Raw genomic sequence first — 20,183 nt, 5'->3', positions numbered from 1 at the left:
GGTATTCCACTTCTGTGTTACATCGATTTAAAAGGCAACAACCATTTCTACATCAATGTGCCTTGAATTGAAAAACCTGAGAGACTCTGAACTGACCAGATATTTAATGAGATTGGTATTACTACTGTGCATGCATTTTATTCACCCGCGACAAACAACAACTCAAGTGGCTCAGTAAACATACCGAAAAACCAAAACTGAACGATAACATTGGTATATATACAGCGATAAATCTACTTGTCATTAAAAACGACTATGGCATAGTGGGTTTTCATGACAAGTAGATTTATCGCCAATTCAGGATGAATACGCCATTATGTTGCTCAATAAAAGCTTACACAATACTTACGGTACTGCATTAGCAAACACATCTGAGACCAACGAAATCGATGTGCCTAAAGGGGACAATCCGCTTATATGGCCATTGTTGAGCTTACTCCAATCATCCAATCAAAGCTGGAAAGTGCATCATTTGGCCAGCGAGTTACAAGCCAAAGGGTTAATGCATGACCTGGATCCATTGCCCGAAAAAGACCTTTTCAAACGTAACTTCTTATTAATGAATGCCTTGTATGAGTTACAAGACATGCTTGTACCTAAACAATGGTTACAAGTTAAAGCAATGGAAATTCAAATCTTTCGCATAATGCCAGCCAATGCCGATATACAACATATTAGTGATGGTGCATTACGTGATTATTATCTCGACTGGGCCAATTATGATGCCAGCGTAAACGTAGTACGCGAAATACTGGAGTCGTTCTGGTCAAGCTATCAAGAATATATTGGCGTTAACGTACAATTAATGCATAAAGGTCACGCCCTGAAAGTGTTCGAACTCGATGAAACCGCCACCGACAAAGACATTCGCAAACAATGGCGTAAGCTAGCGCTTAAGTGGCATCCAGACCGCGACCAAGGTAATGCAGAACGTTTTAGAGAAATCTGTGAGGCTTGGCAAACGCTCCGCGATAAAAATTTAGTGGCATAACGATGACACCACTCCAAGCTGTTGGATTCTACAACGGCTTCACTCCACACTAGTATTTAGCGCAAATCACAACTTGATCACATAAATTTTGCCATCGAAGCAATTTATTTATGCCATTATTAGCCAAATCAATTTCAATAAAAAAGTCATTTTTGAGGTATTCATGTTCAAATATTTAGCGTTAGCCATCACCTTAACGGTTGCTCCAATTACCAGTATTGCCGCACAATTTGTTGAGGGTACCCACTACACTCAAATATCTAACAGCATGGTACCGACTAAACCTAAAGTCACCGAGTTCTTCTCTTTTTACTGCCATAACTGTTTCAACATGGAAAGTCAGTATTTACCCGCAATCAAAGCCGGTTTAGACAAACAAGTCACCTTTGACAGCAAGCATGTCGACTTTATGGACAGCGACCTAGGGACTGAAGTAATGCGCTCGTTAGCGGTTATCCATGAGTTAGATAATAAAGAAGCATTAAAAATAGCCATGTTTGGCGCCATTCAAGGCAAAGATAATAATGGCGGACACGACCACAGCGCCCCAGGACATGAACACAAATCACAAATTAACAACCGTGATGATATTAAAAATGTTTTTGCGCAATTTGGTGTCGACGCCAAACAATATGACGCCGTAGCCGACAGTGCAGAAACCAATAAAAAGTTATCTCAATGGCGCCAACAGCAAGTTACCTATGCAGTCCAAAGTGTGCCGGCATTTATTGTTAACGATAAATACGCTGTCAATTTAAATGAAATGCGTACATTAGATGATTTAATTGGGGTTATTAATTATCTGGCTTTAAAAAAATAACCTAGGGCCTGTTGATCTTTCAAGGTTGTTTTTGCAGCGAATTGTTGGTCATTTGTACAAAGAAGAGGCTTTGTGGTGTCGTTATTCTACATAAAAAGTCGATAATGCAGTAAAAATGACCAACAAACGCTGCCCGAAAGGTTCGGCTAAAAACGTTTTTATCTCGAACAAAACTTAACCAGCAAAGATCAACAGGACCTAGTGTTGATGTATGACCATATTAAAGTTTAATAAATAATTAAGGTTGTCATGAGCGGCAACAACGCAATAGTTTGATAATTTATCTGAGGACGAATGTCATTTCTTGATAATAAAGTTTGTTATCATTTTCAAGCTCACTTTTGGACAGAAACGTTTTAGAAAAGTCATTGTTTCAATTTACTTTTTATAAAAGTTTACCCTGCCCCACTACGCTATGCGCTAAATTCTATGGCCTGCGGCCACTAACGTCGTGGCGCTTCGCCCACACCAGACCGAGAGGAAACCAACGGCTGTTCCCTCTTGGAACTCCCAGCCGCCACATCAAAATTATCTGAGAAGCGATAATTTCGCGACGTGGTTGAATCCAGCTTTTAACTTCGTCTGTGTGTTCTTCGGCCTTATTCGAAAATGCTAACGCTTCCGATGGGGCGTCCCTTCCCCTCTAAAGCTAGCTCGCTCTGATAGGCAGGATGCCTGAATGCCTTGAAGCACATGGATGTGCGTAAAAGGCCATGGCCAGCTCACGCATTCTTTTATAAAGAGTCTTCAACGACCTCAAGTTCAGAGTTGAATTTGAATGTTTTCAAGAAAAGAACAATTCATTTATGGAATATAGAAATCCACATAAGTGATTGTTTAAAATCATCTTTATAAAAATTTACTCTGACCCCACTATAAATTCCCACTAAATTCTGACCCCACTAAATTACCCTACTAAATTTTAAGGACGAGTGAGCTATTCCACCAATACTCTTGCTTCAATACCCTTAATGGACTTTAGCTCTGCAACCGGAATATTGTTGATGGCTATAGGGTTCGTTTGCTTGTAATTAAGCCTATTGCTATCAGTATTGCCTGTTAGCTGCAATTGATAGGAATCAGCGTTGGAAGCTGTCCCTTTTGAGCAAGACACAAAACATTTCATCGGGCTACCGACGGTAAGCGTGCCATGATACTTACCAGCAGATACTTCTATCGTCACTGTTTTAGTAAATAAATCCTGAAGCAGTGCATATGAGTAAGGTTGTTTTTGTTTATCGTCTTTGTTGTATATATCTTTGATGTTGAGTAATGCACTGCGACTATTTATGTCAAGATGAGGAGACAATATGGCCTCAATTACTCGCTTATCAAATTGCCATGATACGGGCACATGGACCGTGGCGTTGCTACCCGACTGAGTAACATCAACATCACCAATACTAATGCTAGTTTGTTGAAGTAGTTGACTAAAATCATTATCAATCGTTTGCTTAGCCTTTACAAAAGCATCTTGATTGTTACTCGCATTGTCGATTAAATCACGGCCGTTTACAGCAAGATTAAAAACTTCAATGGACTGATTTTTATAACCTTTTAGATCACGTATTTCTACATGCCCACTAATGTGGCCGATACCACTTAATTGTTTTTGTGAAATACCACTGAGGGCAATAGCATTGTGTTGTTTATACAGTAACGTTTTTTGCCCAGCACTAGATTTTGTGAGCAAATGAAACTGATCTGTTCCTTTACCAGAGCAACTAACAAAGCATTTTCTCCCCATGGCTAATGTTAGCCTTGAGGTGTGAGAACCCGCTTTAATTATAAGAGACACTTCACTACCGACTAACCAACGATACAGATCAGATTTAAATGGATCATCTTCAACACTGAACTGGGTGATGGATGCAACAAAATCACTCCTTGTCACTCTTAAAGGTAAGTGCTGCTCAAAAGTTTTTATTACACTAGTGTTAACTTGGTATTTGACCGGAATATAAAGGGTATTAGTACTGCCATTTGGCTGCACATTTATCTCTCCAAGGCTAAATTGACTTTCTTTAGCGAGTGCGAGTAATGCTTGAAAGAATGCATCTTGTGTCTGCTGCATTTTTTGTTGGTAGGCATTTTTTTTATCGTTGAGTGAAAATGACTTAGAGCTGACCATTTGTTTACCAGTGTCTTTCGCTGTTTGTATTGCCTCTGTGCTTGTTTGAACGGGCACAACACCAATATTTTTCGCCTGAGCGGGTAATTGATTTACTGCTGCATTCGTTTTGCTTCTGGTCTCGGCCGCTTGTGTCTTGGGGGAGGGTTGTTGCTCAGGCTCAACTTGCTTCACTTTTGTTGCAGATGTGGCGACTTTCGCCGTTTCACTTGGCGCATTATAATTGGGCGCTTTATATCTTGGTTTTTCATCACGGCTACACATGCTAAATACAATGGCAACAATGACAAACCAAAAGGCCAGTTTGAAGATACTCCCTGAGTGTTGTTGGTTAACATGTGATTGCTCGGCTTGCTGTTGAGCGGATTGATGCTTTTCGCGAGCCTTGGTCTGAGCACGGGCATCGACTTTAACTTTTGCCTGTTGATTTTGCTGTGCAATACGTTCTAGATCCGCTAGCGCTTCTTCAGCTACAGCTTTAAACTTTGCGACATCGTCAATCTGAAACTCATCTTCATGAACAACTTTATTGCGAATAGAGGCGATATAGCGCAACGTTTTCACAAGCGAATGGGGCAGTTCAGATTCTACACTGGTGACTTTTTCATGTAGCCCTTTTCCTTCAGCATTAAATGATTCAGCTAATTTTGTTTCTAGCCCTTTAGACGCTTTAACTGCTATCCCGATATCGATTTCAGACATATTCCCTCAAAGCTTATCGCAACAAGTCTGAGATAATATCTATATTAAACAATTATATAAAGTTTTAACGTAACATCTTTCAATGAAACAGATAAAAAGTTGTGAGCATGACTTTTTTCATCATTTTGTATCGTCAATATTGCCAATTTGTGCATAAATCACTTTTGAATCAAAAATAACTATGACACCCATAATCGAAAAGATTATCAGGCCATATATAGACGCCTCCCGGAGAGTCAAGATAAAACTCTGCTCATCGAAAGCTTTTTTGGCCTTAGTTTTCTATCCGACTACTTCACAGATGTCATTGATTTTGATGCTGCGACTCATTTACCGCTAGACGCATACTATAAAACTACTTGAATTTACTCTTCTTTTTCTTTTATCTCAATAGCTAAATCTACACATTTATGAATTATTTGGCTAAATAACCAACTAGATCAAATACTCGGAGATAATGTAATACATAATCAAATCGAAGAGAGCACTTTCATGTAAGTCAGGAAATGCAGATGCGGCAGCAGACGTAGATGGCATGGCGAGGTATCACTAAGTGATACTCTCCGAGCGAGAGATAGGGATATCGAACTGGCATTTAAACATGGAGGTTGTTTGCCATCGTCGAGCCTCCATGGACTGATTCACGGCGTTTCACTGAAGTATCTGCACATTCCCTCGCCGGGCAGGCGGTAGACAGCAATGAAGGTGCGACCTTCAAGCACACACCCCAATAACAATGAACCAAAATAGAAAATGTAACCAGCCTTCATTCAAAGGCTAACAAGTTTTGGGGCAAAACCTTGTTAGATTTTTAAATTAAATCCGAGAGTTTGGATTAATATTTCTATGGGTTAACATCACCGCCTTTAAAGGCTTTCCATACCCAAAAAATTGATTTTTACATCTTTGCTCATACCTTGGCAAGCGAAGCTAGTCCTAGTCGCGTAGCCACGATACTGATGTGGCTTGTTACGTGATGCCATATCAACTTGAAGGGGGGTATTCAAGCTTTTGATTTTATAGTTTATTTTAATTTAAGGTTCTCTTTTTAGCTTCTATAGAGATTCACTTTTATTTCTTCAGTGTACAAATTATCAGTCCATGACGAAATAATGCTTCTTGAATCAAGCCATATGACCAAATCCTGATTTTCGGGAGTGTTTTTCAATCTCGGCGAATTGTATCCTGTTTTTATTTCTGAAAATGGTTTAGGCAGACTAGCCAATACATGACGAACATCATCATTCTTCATAAGAGTATGATATTTGTTAAAGAGTGAAATTTGTGTAGCTATGGGCGAAGAATACCTTATCAGGGATTGCACAATATTCCGGTTAAGGCTGGGGATGTCGGCGTTAGTTTTGACAATAATTGGACCAATCAGTGCTGAGCGCTTAGGAAGATCTATAAGCAATTCTAAGTCCATCAATTTGACTATCCCAAGCTTAGCTACAATATCAATTTGTGTTCGAAGAAGGTCCTCTAGGAAATCATCGTCAAGTGCAAAACTGTCTGGTTTAGCCAGATATGTTTCAATGTTAGCGGCGACGAATAGTACCTGTAAGTCACCCTTGTCAGCGAGGAAATCAATCATTTCCTTAGTAAATGTGATTTTCTTTTCATCTATTAGAATTCGCAACTTGGTTGATTCAAGTCCTTTGGGCAGGTACGAAATCGTCCTAGGCAGAACGCGAACATACTCTCTATAGGCGACATCAGACATCGAATTCGCCTCAACGATGAATCGGAGTAGTGGAAGTGAATCATCGTTGCTTGGTATGGGGTATTGCAGAATAGAAGCACGAACAACTTCTCGGTCAAAATATCCAATTAGGCAATCTGTTTCGAACACGTTACCTTCCATGAAAGTAAGACAGTTCGCCCAAGTTGGTTCAATTTTACCTAGCTGGAACAGCATCTGGTGCAACCTCTCAGGCACATCCTCTAGGGTTGGCAACAGGGTCATCTGCCGTTCAAGAAACTCCCGAAGACCATCTTGCTCAAGCGCATCGTGGCAAACAACAGCTAAAATAGCGGGGGTATCCTCTTTAGAATTTTCTTCAAGCTCCAAAAGGATATCACATAGGTAGCGCTCGAAATCACGTTCGACCCGCTCCAATAAGACTGTGTTATTCGTCGAACGTATGGTAGTGAAGTTCCTCGTTCGTAGTGGCTCGAGATCGTTCTCTCCTAAAATCACTTGGTAGACGTATTCCAAGTTTACGATCGTAAGTGCAAAAAGTCCCTCACCGAACATAAAACGTACAATTTCAGGTTGTTCTTTGATTGAAGCCAAATCTTTGACATCAAAGTTTAGGCATGCAAGGCGTCCCGGTGCTAGTTCAGGTAACTGAATCAGAATCTCTGGAAGGTTCACCGAAACAAATTCTGGTAACTCGTCAAAATCCTTTGCAAGCATTTTGAGCGATTTTTCAGGCAGGCTTGCAACCAATTGAGTAACGTGGGAAATATTGTTAGGGCTGGTTATGACTGCTGGGATAAGATCATCCCATGCATTGGCTAGTCCTGAAAGAAGTCCGGCAACATCGCTGCCACTGGTGTAATAGGCATCGAAAAAGCCCTCGCAGTTCTCAAACTTCGACGAGAGGTACTGGAAAAGCTTCTGCAATTGGGCGTGGTAACTACTCACATCATTCAGGAGGCTATCGACAAGCTTGATGTTCAAGACATAGCTTTGTCGGAAGTCCTCATCTCGCATAGCAGCAATAACTTCTTGTGGATTATCGATCGGGAAACCTGGCTCTGGTGTGACAAATGCCCGTATCTGGATCAGAAACTTGTTGTCATTGGGCGACAAACGGCCCGAGTGAAAAAGTGAGGTGTATTGATAGTAAGTATCGTCAATATGGCCTTCTAGGAGAAGAAAACGGGCAAGTTCTCCGTTTTCCCCGAAGGTTTCAAAATATTCCTGCATTCTGTTGGTGTTCAAACGCAACAGTTCGTTGAGCTTAGTCGTGCGTAGCGTTGCAATCTTCGATTTGAGCTCACTTATACTACGCAAGCTCTTGTTCTTATTATTCGCAGACTTATTTTCTATCTCCACTTTGCGTTGCAGGTAAGATCTCTGCGTATCTACCTCTCTTTGTAATTTAGAAGCATCGAACTGATTTTGATGACCATAGTCGTTGCGGTAGAACAAACGAGAAGTCTCAAACAGTTTCTCGAATGGATCGTGGTTGACCAGTTGATGAAGCGAACACCATGTCTGCTTATCATGACTAACGCTGCTAGTATTCACCGGAAGCTTCTCGACCAGAGCCATAGCGTAGATTTGCCGCAACTCTCTCAGGTCTGAAGGCGTCTGCCGCTCTGCGATTTCAAGCCGCTCTTCAAGTCCCGAGATCTCGGTCCTATATGTCACTTCAGCAGGCCTAATAAGTTCGTCTTTTAAGTTCAATACTTTATCGAGATTACCCACGCCGCGGTGCAGTTGCTCAAAGTCACTTGGATAAACGTTTTTATAGATCAGGATAGCAAGAAGCTTGTTGGCGTCGAGCAAATTATCCCCATCTGTTTCTAAATTAGCTACATAAATAGCGTATTCATTAAAGATGTTTCGAATCAACCTCAGGTCGTTCAGATATCGTGAGACCTCCCTAATAAACCGCCGTTCAAGACGTCTGTCGAGCTCAAGTCTCCTTCCCTGATCCAATACCATGTCGATAGAATTCGATGTGTTGATGATAGGTATAACGGGTATGATGAATTCGAAAAACTTGGTTCGATCGGTGTTGACAAACATGTCGTCACGCAAGGCGTAAAGGAATCTGATCGTACGTTTCACACCTGCGTTCTCGTTCACAAGACTATTAATTTCGCGCAGTGTGACGAAAATATCTGAATTGTTAAAACGATCTAAATCCTCAATGATGACAAGATCGTATTTGGTTGATTGGAAGAAGTAGACTATTTCGTCTAGATGGCGGTTCAATATGGACGTCTGATCATCAGATGCTGGCTTAATCTCAACATCCTTCAACGAGATGCTCTTGAGTGACAAACCGAAACTCGCCACATAGAAGTGGTGTAGTGTCGCCCAGAGAAATGTTGCTGCGAGCAAGAAGACCCCCAGATGGAACCAATTGCTGGGCTCGAACGGAACGAAAAATTTACCACTGATGATATCTTCTCGCTGAGAAGATAAGTACCAAAACGCGAGGACTCCAAGCATGATGTAAAGAGATTTAAAAATCGACCAGACTCCGGGCGACTGAATTCTTTTGAACCGCGACAGAGGGAGTTTATTTGCATCAGCACCATACAGTATCTGCTGTAGAATACTTCTCTCTATCTCTTGACGGCTCACATTATCCCCCCCTGAACCGGCCTCAGGAACGAACGAAGCAAGAGAGATATGAAGCGCAGGTCGCCCATACTTCTTCAAGAAGGATTGGATGATACTGCTCTTTCCTGATCCATATGGGCCTGTTAGCGCAATGTTGGAGACCTTCGCATTGTTCGTCGCATACAGAATAGCTTCAGAGTACACGCCAGTTTTATCTGCCTCATCAGTTGGCGCGAGGTCCACGAACTTCGATTGCATATCAGTGGAGCCGTCTTTGCGTTCTAGCCAAGTCACAATACGATTAAGACTTCTGACAAGCCAATCTGTTATGGAGGTTTTGATTTTAATCATACGATGCTGAGCTTTTTTAGGACTTCTTAAACTAATGGACATGATGCTTCTGGAACCCCTGATTGTAGTAGTCGTTTGATTCAATGAATGAAATGGCAGTAGCATTTACAATTTCGGATATAGCATCTGTACAATTTAATACAGACTCAAAAAATCAAAGACCTCAATTGCATCTATTGTTTACTTTTTAACTCCTTTGGCTAAATGGATACACTATTGTGTATTTCTTCTGTCCATTCAAGAAGCTCAGGTTCCGCCGATGGCCAATTCGAGACAGAATCTTTACAGAAGGCTTTTGTACATATCCTTTGTGTAGTTCATCGATAGCTCATTAGAACAGTAAAAGTGCACATAGTTAACTTACTGTATTAAATAGAAGTTATCAGTTTTCAGCCCGACATACCACCAAGAAAAACGCTCTTGCTCGTTTTCCAAACCTATAATCTAAAACGGTAGCACTTAAGCTATTGATTTTAAATGTATCAGATTCAAATGTTTGATATAATACGTACAGATATTGACTTAAAATCACTCAAAACCAAGCGATTGAATACTACTGTATAACGCTTCAGTTTCGGTCACTAATGATGAATAGTTGAAAGCAGGACATAAATGAGAATTTATAAGGCGATAAGGTTGCAAGCTTGCGATTCAACAGCCGAGTGCTAGCAAGCTTTGGGGCAACTTTAAGCCAGAACCAGATAAAATAACAGTCAACAGGTAATGTTATCGTTTAGAGACAAACTAGAACACTCAATAACTATATTAAAAAACAATTGCTTATGGGGATTGGCAGTCATCCTGCATAGAGCTATTGTATTGAACTTTATATGACCTAATGAGTAGGAGAAACTTGATGGTTGGCAGTGATGACTACGCATTGTTCTATCGAACGGCATGCAACATTTTTGAATCTGGTTTCGAGTTTATCAACAAAGCAGATGATAACTATTACTTCATGAATGTTGCAGCTATTAAGCTTTTGAAGCACCTAAATACTACTGAAATGTTGATGACTAGCGAGCTAGACCTCAATCATATAGAGCAGGGGTTCACTTACTATGACACTTCAAGTGTGATAGCACTTTTAAGAGTGTCATATGAAAACTTGGTAACTATTGCTTACCACTATTTTGGTGATGAACTAGATAAAGACCGTCTTGATTGGTATACGTTGCTCGGTTACAAGAACAGGGCAAAAAACAAAGTTGTCGTTGGAACGCCAGAATTAGAAGCAAAAATTAGGGAAGAACAACAGATTATCGATAAGCTATCCTCGCGCCTTAGACTTAATAGCTTCAAACCATCGAGAAAGAACGAATGGAAACCTTGTGGTTGGTATGAGTTAGGCCAGCAGCTAGGCATCCCAACTTTTGTATGCGACAAATATTCGTTTTGGTCTTCCCATACCCACACTGGTTTCGACTCATTGATGCAGGTAAATACTGCTCATAAGGCTCACCCAACCGAAGAGATTAAACGCAACCAAATAAACTACCTGTTTATGTGTAGCGTTCTAGTCTATTTTATCGATGGTTATGTGCGCGTTTTGTCCAAGTTAGAGTATTCACACATATCAGATTTTGAGCTTGATGATGTCAAAAGTTTTTCGCGATTTATGAATTCGTTAGACAAGACTATCTAAATACGCTGCCTACCTAGAGTGAAGAAAGAAAAGGAGCTGGAATCTTTTGCCTAACCATTAGTTTATGTATTGTAAAAATAGGTTGCCGATGTACTTCAGCCATCGGAACCAACACACTTTGGGGCAGAAATGTGTTAGTCCTTAACCGGCTTCCTCACCAAAATCGGCAAAAAATATCAAACTATATTATAAATGATCAAACACTATTAAGAATTATCAAACTTTAATATAAACGCACAGTTGATTCAATAAAAAATGGCTATCCAGTGGATAGCCTTTTTTTTATATAAACACCTAAAGCTAAAAAAGGTCCCTAATATGTAGTATCGCCAACACACAATGGATAACAATAAAACCGACAAATCCCTGGGCAAATATAATATGGTAACGACGCCACAGTAAAGCATCACTTGTATCTGCAAAATACCAAGCTGCGCCGCTGCAGGCCACCAGCAACATTAACATCACTCCAATCCCTTCAATGACACTGATTAACCCTTTACCACCTGAATGCGGTAACTCACCGTGCAGTAGGCCACGAATATCAGCCAACAATGCTTTAACATCAAGGGTTAACCAAGGGAAAAATTGACGCCATTGTCCAGCAGAGCACACTTTATAAGCAAACATCAGTGCTAACAACCCGGTAAACAGACCGCCATACACATGGAACATATCCCAAAAGCCCGCATGAGCGCTTAACTGACGCCCAATTAAAATCCATGGACTAGTGCAAATTAATAGCAACGACATCAATATAACTAATGGATGCAAAATGACTTCAATACGCTGCCATAACTGCTTTAATGCCATTCATTAAGCCTCTATTATTTGCTGAGCAAATTGATCAACCTTTACCCAATCAGTAAATTCTACCTTAGTAGATGGATCCGTCGGGCCTTTCGTTAACCACATAATAAATCGAATAATATTGCGGTCCATTGCACCATAACCTTGGTAATCTAAGTTACCACCAAACACCTGTAACAGCTTAGGTTTCCAAGGGCTTTGAGTTAAAAACTGCTGCATATAACTGTTGGTTTGTGGGGTATTTTTTTGTGGCTTACGAGCCACCAAACTCACTGAGAAAAAGCCACTGGGTTTGTCAGCCAACTGTTGTTGATGATCTTCAATAAACTGATACAGCGCAGGACGATGTTTACCATGACGAATACTGGCGCCAATAAAGACTTTATCAAACGGTTCGAGATCGGGTACTTGTGAAAGTGGTACTACAGTGACTTGTTGATGCTGCGCAACCAACTGCTCTTGAATGTATTCACAAATTTTTTGGGTGTAACCATGCACACTTGAATGGATCAGTAAAATCTGACTCATGCTGACCTCTTATGGAAATCATATAAACTAATACAGTATCTTAGCCCACTGTTAGCAAAATTTACATGAAACAGATCACGTCATTATGATCCACAATTACCCCATGATGAAGTACAGTGACGCAATGTGAAGTATCGCGCAAAAAAAATGCCCTAGGCATAAATGACTAGGGCATTGTGATCATTGTCACAATTTACAACGACTGTAAGAAAGCAATCACTTGATCACGATCAGTTTGAGTTAACGCCATAAAATCTTGCTTAGCCGTTTTAGCTTCGCCGTCATGCCACAAAATAGCTTCTTCCAAAGTCGCCGCACGTCCATCATGTAAAAAACCAGCTTGTGGGTTAACGGTTTGGGTTAATCCAATACCCCACAATGGTCGAGTACGCCATTCGTTACCATCTGCTAAAAAGTCAGGTCGACCATCGGCTAACCCTTCCCCCATATCGTGCAGCAACATATCAGTAAATGGATAAATAGTTTGCCCTTTCAAACTGTCGCTCATCGGCAAGCCACCAACATCGCCCGACGTTTGGGTAACAAACGATGGCGTATGACAACCACTGCAATTTAGTTGTTCAAATAAACGAGCGCCTTCACGTACATTCACATCATCAACATTGCGTCTGGCGGGCACCGCTAATGTTTCAGCATAAAATACTACCGAATCACTAAACTCAGCACTGGCCTCTGGATCACCATTCACATCAGCGCCAGTATCAACAAACCCTGTGCGGGTTAAATATGAATCATGCAGACTGGTACCAACAATACTTTCGTCTGGAAATAACGGGTTAGTAATTCCAATATCACCGCGTAATGCGCCTAGCGATTGCACTCGTACACTCGGCGTATTGGCTTTCCAACCAAAACGGCCTAATGATACTGGATTGTCGTCACCATGTTGCGCCTTAATGGCATCAAACACCCAATTCGCGCGGCCTGATATTTCATCATTATTGCTGTCGGATGCATCTACATTTGCAACAATACTCGCTTCGGGTATTGCTTCTAGCAACCCTAACCCAAACACAGGCATACCATTACGCCAACCCATCAACACATCACCTTGCAGTAAGTTAGAGGTGACATTAGCACTTTGTTTGGTTTCACCTGGCGCATCATAAGGGTTTTCAACAGCAAAAATTGGTTTTTTCAAACTAACGGTGCGGCCATCGGAATACACTTCATCATGGCGCTCATAAGACAAATACACATCGGCTTGACCAATAAATGCATTGTCTTGCCAATCAGCCCGCGCATTTAATACCCCACGATGGAATAATTGATCGCCAAAATCTGGCACCTTAATTGGCGCACAGTAATTGTTATCAGCGGTTCCTTCGGTACACGGTTCCGCAGGTGCTTTACTGATACGCAAGAAAATGCCTGCAGCAGAGCCAAGTTTCACACGGGTTTCATCTGCAGCTAAAAAGGGTGTCGAGTTTCGACCATCCCGTTGATGGCAAGAATTACAATCGGCATTATTAAATACCGGGCCTAAGCCATCCAACTCGGGGTGGTCCTCATTGGGTGCCGTAGTAAAAGACACTTCAAAATTAGTATCGCCCTCTAGATGTAACGCAAGTTCATCTGCGGTTAAGTTTAATGCTGGCGTTGAAAACCCATGGCCAGAGTTACTGGCATCAAATGTTGTTGTGTCACCACCTAAAGCAACAACGGAGGTATAACTGGGGTAAGTCACTGGGTCAACCGGTTCTGGCAAGGTTTCATCATCACCACTGCCACCACAAGCACTTAAACTCAGTCCCACTAATGCGACAAACCAATAAGGTATCTGTAATAGTTTATTCATCTTTGTCTCACACATTCATTCACACTAAAAGTCATTAAATCAGTTGTAATGCAACCTGGTTATGAGAAGGTCATTATTGTTATGGGTTACATTAACCGCCCCAATCAATCTTTCTTAGCCTATTGGGGCGGTAACCGTAAATTTATGAATTCCAATCAGACAATAACGGCAGAACGTCTGACTGTAGCGTCGTTTGTAATGTTGTTAGTGCATCAACTGCAACTTGTGTCCGTGCGCGACCATCAGCATCTAAAATCGCTTGGCGGAACGGCATATCAGTGCTCCCTGAAATGGCTTGAATTTTTAAAATTGCATCATCAATTTCGCTCGCTACACGCGTGGCTAATGTTGCGTCAGCGGCCGTGACAAAATCCACTAAACCTTGTTTATCGGCACTGCCGGTAAACTCACCTTGATATACATTACGTACACCAATGATGTTATTAGCAAAATCGGTTAGCGAATTCCACGAATATTGCGACTCAACTTTAGAAGTGTCGGCCGAGGTTAATGACTCACCAAATGGGTCAGCAATTTTACCGTTACCCACTTCATCAACAATACCAATCATGCCGTTGATCAACTCTTCAATAACCGCCAATTGTGACGAGTAAATAGTGTTTGTTGCATCTCCAGGGGTTTTAAGCAGTTCGGCATAAGGTTTGGCACTTTCATCTTGTGGGTTAAAACTCACTTGCCATGCATCATCTAATTGAGTGGTGTAATCGCGAAACACCTCCGCTAATGCAATTAAATACTCACGTTCTTTTGTGGTGAGGTCTGCAATCGACTTGGTATTACTATTCACACCATCGCCAAACAATAAATATTCCATTGCATGGAACCCCTGGAAATCATCATTCCAGCCTTTAATGGTTTCGGCATCAAAACCATTACTATTCGCTAGTTGTGTTTGCAAACCTGTGGTGTTTAACGGCCAGCTGTCCAAATGAGGATCAATGCTCAACGAATCTACCGGTCCAAAAATGTGCGACTCCCCCTGCTCCCAAGGTTCACGGGCCGACTTCCATGCATTTTGGGCTGCCACTAAATCGGTTTGTGCCGTTGACGTTAACAAAGCTTGTGACGCTAACAATAGTGCATCGCCTTTTGCAGCAAGGTTGGCATAACCAGCCACAATCACATCATCGGTTAAATTCGTGATCATATCTGTTGCCACAAAACTAAAACCGGTTTCCGGTGTGGTTGGCGTATCAGGAGTGTTTGTCTCATCAGAACCAGAACCGCCGCAGGCTGCAAGCGAAGTAATTAAAGCCAATGTAATTGCAGTGTATGTAAAGCGCATAATAAAACTCCATGTAAATAGTGCAAAAAAATAGTTAACTTAAAGCGAGAATTGATATCCCACACCCAAGGCAAAAAAGTGGGTATCAGGAATACTGGCAACAGCCACTTGATGAAGCCCCCCCTCGGCTTTAATCACAATCTCAGGAATAGGGAAATAGTTAATACCGACACTGCTCCACGTACTTTCATAACGCTTCGTTGCCGTACCCGTTTCAACCGCCATAAGCGGGTTTGAATAATCAACATTGGCAAATACAGTCATAGGAAGGTCAAACCATTCGTCAAGCTTGACTCCAGCCTCAACAAAGAATGACTGCGATTCAGAACCTAACTGAGCAAAATTACCAGGACGTAAACCAGGGGTGGTTTTGTTGGCTTGGGTAATGGCATCGGCATCGTCTAACGTGCCATATAAATATTGACCGCGTAATATCCACGGCCCCTCAACAAACGCGCCAGCTACAGACACAATGCTTAGCGCACCATCAACATCTAGCTTGTTACTTTTATGGCGATTACCGCTGGTATTGCCATAGTAATAAGCTAAACCAACAGCACTACCTGTTTTAAAGTTGCCGTAATCGATACGCCCTGCAAATGCTAAGTCATCGGTATTCACTTCTTCAAAACGTTTTTGATGGCCCGATGCTATCCAATCATAAGTGCGAAAATATTCTGAATTTAAGCCACTCACAACCTGCGCTTGATAATGAAAATCGGCAATTTCACCATATACACCAATACCGTTTTCATTCCACACGGCTGGCAACATAGCGGCCTCACTTTTGTGACGCTGTACAGTTAAATATTGATTGGGCTTATGCAACATGCTGGATAAACCTATTGGCAAATGAATATTACCGAACTTAACCCCAAACGCTTTACTTGGGCGATAGCGAATTTCAGCCTTTTCAACCAGTACCTCGCCACCCGCTTCAACCTCAGACTCAAACTCTCCAAACTCGTCAAAACCGTCATATTCTAACGCGGTTCCTGTGCCACCATGTTCGTATTCAATTTCAACTTCCATGCTCCAGTCATCATTAAATTGATAACCAAATTCGGTGACTATTCGTTCTAAATCTGTCCGATTACGCCGCTCGGCTGACGTATCTTGCACGTTATCGAAATACTCATCGCTGGTGTAAACCGCACTACCATAGGATTTGAAACTAAAACGACTAAAGCGATCCTGCACATTAGTCGTTTTTTGCACCACAGTGTCAACTTGCGTCGCCACCTGCTTAGTCTGTTGCTGTTGTTGTTTTTGCTCTGCTGCCAATACAGCCAATTGTTGTTTTAGTAAAATAATTTCGGCTTCTTGTTTGGCTATGGCTTTTGCTAATGCCTCTGTGTCTGTTGCAGCTTGTGCATTTGGCATCACACTCACCCCCAATACACTTGCAACAGACATAGCCAACAAGGTTAACTTGTTATTCATCTTTTTCTCCAACACGTCGTGTTAATACTCCCTTTAAACGCAGCCAACCTACTACAATTAATAACTATTCGCATTACAATTTACATTGTGATTATCAATTTTATTTACACTAAATTACATTTCACTTAACAAAGAGATCTATGTCATTATGAGAAATAAGTATCTGAGGTAATGCAGGATAAAAATTGCACCATGTCTGACTCTTCACTAACAAACAACTCCGCTATTACGCTCCAACAAGCTAATCCACAACACCTTTTGTTGTGGATGACCTTTGTTATGTCAATGGTGTTTGCCGTTTGGCAGGCATTGTTAAATAACTTTGTCATTGAACGTGCAGCCTTCACAGGAGCTGAAATAGGGTTATTACAGAGCCTAAGAGAAGTACCAGGATTCTTAGCGTTTACCGCGGTGTTTGTGCTGCTAATGATCAAAGAACAAACCTTTGCTTTATCATCGTTGGCGCTTCTGTGTATTGGAGTAGGAGTAACAGGTTGGTTTCCCGATGTTATCGGACTGTATTTAACAACCATCCTTATGTCGATAGGGTTTCACTATTTTGAAACAATCAGTCAATCCCTCACATTACAATGGGTCGATAAAGCACAAGCCCCAGAATTTATGGGCAAAGTACTTGCTTGGCGTTCGGCAGCGGCACTCGTCGGCTATGGTTCCATTTGGCTTATAATGAGTTGGCTAAATCTTGATTACATCTGGATGTACAGCATCATTGGAGGATGTGGATTATTAATGGTAGTGATCATGACACTATATTTTCCTCGCTTTGCTATAGGTTCCATTCAACATAAGCACTTAATCCTAAGAAAACGCTACTGGTTATATTATTTACTGACCTTTTTTTCAGGGGCTCGTAGACAAATTTTTATGGTATTTGCTGGCTTTATGATGGTTGAAAAGTTTGGTTATTCTGTGTCACAAATCACCGCGTTATTCCTAATAAATTATGTGATTAATTTACTCTTTGCGCCAATCATTGGTCGCTTTATAGGCCGCATGGGGGAGCGCAATGCGTTGATTATTGAATATGTTGGCTTAGTCATCATTTTCAGCAGTTATGCCTATGTCGACAATGCCAATATCGCAGCAGGGTTATACGTAATCGATCATCTTCTTTTTGCAATGGCGATTGCAATGAAAACCTATTTTCAAAAAATTGCCGATAAACAAGATATTGCCTCCACCATGTCGGTCAGCTTTACCATTAACCATATTGCAGCGGTCATTATTCCCGCTTTACTCGGTATCTTATGGTTAAGCTCACCCAAAGCAGTATTCTTTATTGGTACAGGCTTTGCGATTTGCTCACTTGCATTGGCCTTCAATGTGCCGCGTAACCCAGTTCCAGGTAAAGAAACCCTATGGTCACCATTAAATACAAAAAACTAATCGCTCCAACAAAGATGTCGTATCATATAATGTAAACCCTAAAGAGACTTCATAATGGCCGATGTTGATGTGACCGAAATCCAACAAGATGCAGCCCAAGTGTCTGCCCGTAAAAAAGCCTTATTACTGGGGCGACTTATCGGCTTGGCCAGCGAAGAAGAATATCGGCCATCAACGGCCTCTATCGCCGAACGGGCTAAGCACCGTCAACGAAAACAACTTAGCCAACACCAAGCCAACCTTGAGAATATTTTTGCACTAGCGCTCAATTACACCCCTTCAGATGTAACCGGCGTTGAGTTAGATCCAGACTGGCGCTATCAATTTTTTCAAATGGCTGAACAAATTCATAACCATAAAATGCAAGACTTATGGGCAAGAATTTTAGCCAGTGAAATCGTTAACCCTGGTAATTTTAGTCTTCGTACTTTAGCCATATTAATACAGCTGACATTTAGAGAAGCACAAATATTTGAGAAAGCCCTAGGCATGTCGGTCAAGTTCAACACAGAAAGCAGATTTAAATTACTCAGTAGCTATCGTATTAATGGTGGGATAAAACAATACTTTCGTAAACACACCCAAACCAATTTTGGTCTGTCACAGTTTGGTTTACCTTATTCGAGTATTTTAACCTTGGTTGATGCAGGCATTTTACATAAGAGCGAATTTGAAACGGGCCTCTTAAACAGTAATGAAAATATTCAATTAACCCTGTGTAATGCCACATTGAGCTTAACACCCAAAAATCAGCATTTATTATTTACCTATTATCGATTTACCACTGTCGGTGATGAATTATGCCAATTAATCCAAGCAAAAAGTGATAATGAATTTATTAATACAGTTAAAGTATTGTTAGAAAAAGACTTTATAATTAACGGTTAATATTTTTGTAAAGATGCGCATACTTAGCTTTATGCTCGCTAAATAAAAATTGCCGTAAAATTTCACGCGACTCACCTTCAGCACTTATCTTTGCCGCCATGACACCGTTTTCGGTCCTAACTGGTTCAAAAATCATATCCACATGAACACCATTGGGTAAAATAAGTTGACTTAAATGCGGCATTTTAGCATTAAACTCTTGTGTCACTTTAATGGTCATGCCGGAGCTTGATAAAGATAAAACCTCAACATCTTTTGCCGTATCATTGTCGATAACTTTTACGTTTTTGACATGATCAAGCCGCCAACAGCGTTCACTGCCGCGCATATCAATCACCTCAGGGATCCCCAACTCTGGTGAAAACAGCCCAAGTTCGTCCAGTGTTAATGTGAGCGGAAACCACAGGCGATAATAACTAATCTCTGCCAGTAACGTTAATTTGGCATTTCCCAAAATATGAGCAAGTACTTGCGGTATTTCAGTTGCGACACTTAATGAATGTCTTGATAGTGCTTTATCACCACTGTCATCTTTTGGCGAAAACACATCACTAAAGTAAGCAAGTTCTTCATCAGATAAAGTCGACATAATGTCACCTTTTTACTCTTTGTTGCATTGTTTTACAAAGGAGCAACCATTCTTGCAATAATGCGCTTCAAACAAAAAACCTAAGTCACTCAGATTGAGCACACCATTAATGGCATTGGTATTAACATTATTGATACTACACCTTAGTGTGACAGCGAACAAACTTTAACCAATAGCTTTACATGCTTTTACTTTATATAGCACAAAACAAAAAAGACGAACTCGGTTCGCCTTTTTACAACATAACTCATCCCAAACTAGAACCTATTGATCTTTAATACCAATCCCATTAAATATCTGGTCAGTTCAGAGTCTCTCAAGTTTTTCAATTCAAGGCACATTGATGTAGAAATGGTTGTTGCCTTTTAAATCGATGTAACACAGAAGTGGCATACCTGAGAGACTCCATTCTGGCGGGTTTCAAAGTCCTTTATGCTTCGTTAGATG

General features: G+C 41.1%; 13 protein-coding genes. 5 read left to right on the top strand and 8 right to left on the bottom strand.

The genetic code is table 11. The features are described 5' to 3' along the window. Nucleotides 1-316 precede the first annotated feature (316 nt). Together ACWXWT_RS14445 and ACWXWT_RS14440 are read left to right on the top strand one after the other, a co-directional pair. Nucleotides 317-991, top strand: a complete 675-nt coding sequence (locus tag ACWXWT_RS14445) for a DNA-J related domain-containing protein (RefSeq protein ID WP_456042279.1) — start codon at nt 317-319, stop codon at nt 989-991. Nucleotides 992-1,154: 163 nt separating this feature from the next. After that, entirely contained in the window at nt 1,155-1,811 is a 657-nt protein-coding gene (locus tag ACWXWT_RS14440; RefSeq protein WP_456042278.1) for a thiol:disulfide interchange protein DsbA/DsbL, read from the top strand. Nucleotides 1,812-2,748: 937 nt separating this feature from the next. On the opposite strand, the gene ACWXWT_RS14435 is transcribed toward ACWXWT_RS14440, so the two are convergent. Together ACWXWT_RS14435 and ACWXWT_RS14430 are read right to left on the bottom strand one after the other, a co-directional pair. Next, nucleotides 2,749-4,644 (bottom strand): hypothetical protein, encoded by a 1,896-nt coding sequence (locus tag ACWXWT_RS14435; protein ID WP_456042277.1) that lies wholly within the window; start codon nt 4,642-4,644, stop codon nt 2,749-2,751. Between the two features lie 1,048 nt (nt 4,645-5,692). Further along, the gene (locus ACWXWT_RS14430) at nt 5,693-9,343 is read right to left on the bottom strand and encodes a YobI family P-loop NTPase (protein WP_456042276.1); all 3,651 of its coding nucleotides are present in this window, start codon (nt 9,341-9,343) and stop codon (nt 5,693-5,695) included. An 814-nt stretch (nt 9,344-10,157) separates the two neighbouring features. On the opposite strand from ACWXWT_RS14430, the gene ACWXWT_RS14425 reads away from it, so the two are divergent. Further along, nucleotides 10,158-10,946, top strand: coding sequence for a hypothetical protein (locus tag ACWXWT_RS14425; protein ID WP_456042275.1), 789 nt, complete (start codon nt 10,158-10,160; stop codon nt 10,944-10,946). A gap of 300 nt (nt 10,947-11,246) precedes the next feature. Here ACWXWT_RS14425 and ACWXWT_RS14420 read toward each other — a convergent pair whose 3' ends face one another. The 5 genes from ACWXWT_RS14420 to ACWXWT_RS14400 all read right to left on the bottom strand — a co-directional run bounded on the left by ACWXWT_RS14420 (nt 11,247) and on the right by ACWXWT_RS14400 (nt 16,852). After that, entirely contained in the window at nt 11,247-11,759 is a 513-nt protein-coding gene (locus tag ACWXWT_RS14420; RefSeq protein WP_456042274.1) for a cytochrome b/b6 domain-containing protein, read from the bottom strand. A gap of 3 nt (nt 11,760-11,762) precedes the next feature. Continuing rightward, nucleotides 11,763-12,284: a menaquinone-dependent protoporphyrinogen IX dehydrogenase gene (gene hemG, locus ACWXWT_RS14415; protein WP_456042273.1), complete on the bottom strand. Its 522-nt coding sequence runs from the start codon at nt 12,282-12,284 to the stop codon at nt 11,763-11,765. Between the two features lie 193 nt (nt 12,285-12,477). Beyond that, nucleotides 12,478-14,103 carry a di-heme oxidoredictase family protein gene (locus tag ACWXWT_RS14410; protein WP_456042272.1) on the bottom strand — a complete coding sequence of 542 codons (1,626 nt, stop codon included), beginning with the start codon at nt 14,101-14,103 and terminating at the stop codon, nt 12,478-12,480. A gap of 142 nt (nt 14,104-14,245) precedes the next feature. Further along, nucleotides 14,246-15,409: an imelysin family protein gene (locus tag ACWXWT_RS14405; RefSeq protein ID WP_456042271.1), complete on the bottom strand. Its 1,164-nt coding sequence runs from the start codon at nt 15,407-15,409 to the stop codon at nt 14,246-14,248. A gap of 39 nt (nt 15,410-15,448) precedes the next feature. Further along, on the bottom strand, nt 15,449-16,852 hold the full coding sequence (locus ACWXWT_RS14400; protein WP_456042270.1) for a hypothetical protein: 1,404 nt from the start codon (nt 16,850-16,852) through the stop codon (nt 15,449-15,451). A gap of 192 nt (nt 16,853-17,044) precedes the next feature. On the opposite strand from ACWXWT_RS14400, the gene ACWXWT_RS14395 reads away from it, so the two are divergent. Both ACWXWT_RS14395 and ACWXWT_RS14390 read left to right on the top strand, forming a co-directional pair. Then, nucleotides 17,045-18,259: an MFS transporter gene (locus ACWXWT_RS14395; protein WP_456042269.1), complete on the top strand. Its 1,215-nt coding sequence runs from the start codon at nt 17,045-17,047 to the stop codon at nt 18,257-18,259. A gap of 54 nt (nt 18,260-18,313) precedes the next feature. Further along, entirely contained in the window at nt 18,314-19,147 is an 834-nt protein-coding gene (locus ACWXWT_RS14390; RefSeq protein ID WP_456042268.1) for a TIGR03899 family protein, read from the top strand. Here the strand turns inward: ACWXWT_RS14390 and ACWXWT_RS14385 are convergent. Then, nucleotides 19,137-19,736, bottom strand: a complete 600-nt coding sequence (locus tag ACWXWT_RS14385) for a hypothetical protein (protein ID WP_456042267.1) — start codon at nt 19,734-19,736, stop codon at nt 19,137-19,139. The two genes, ACWXWT_RS14390 and ACWXWT_RS14385, sit on opposite strands and share 11 nt — an antisense overlap. Nucleotides 19,737-20,183 lie beyond the last annotated feature (447 nt).

The organism is Shewanella sp. A22 (assembly GCF_053850585.1).
This window is presented reverse-complemented; position numbering and strand designations above follow the sequence as displayed.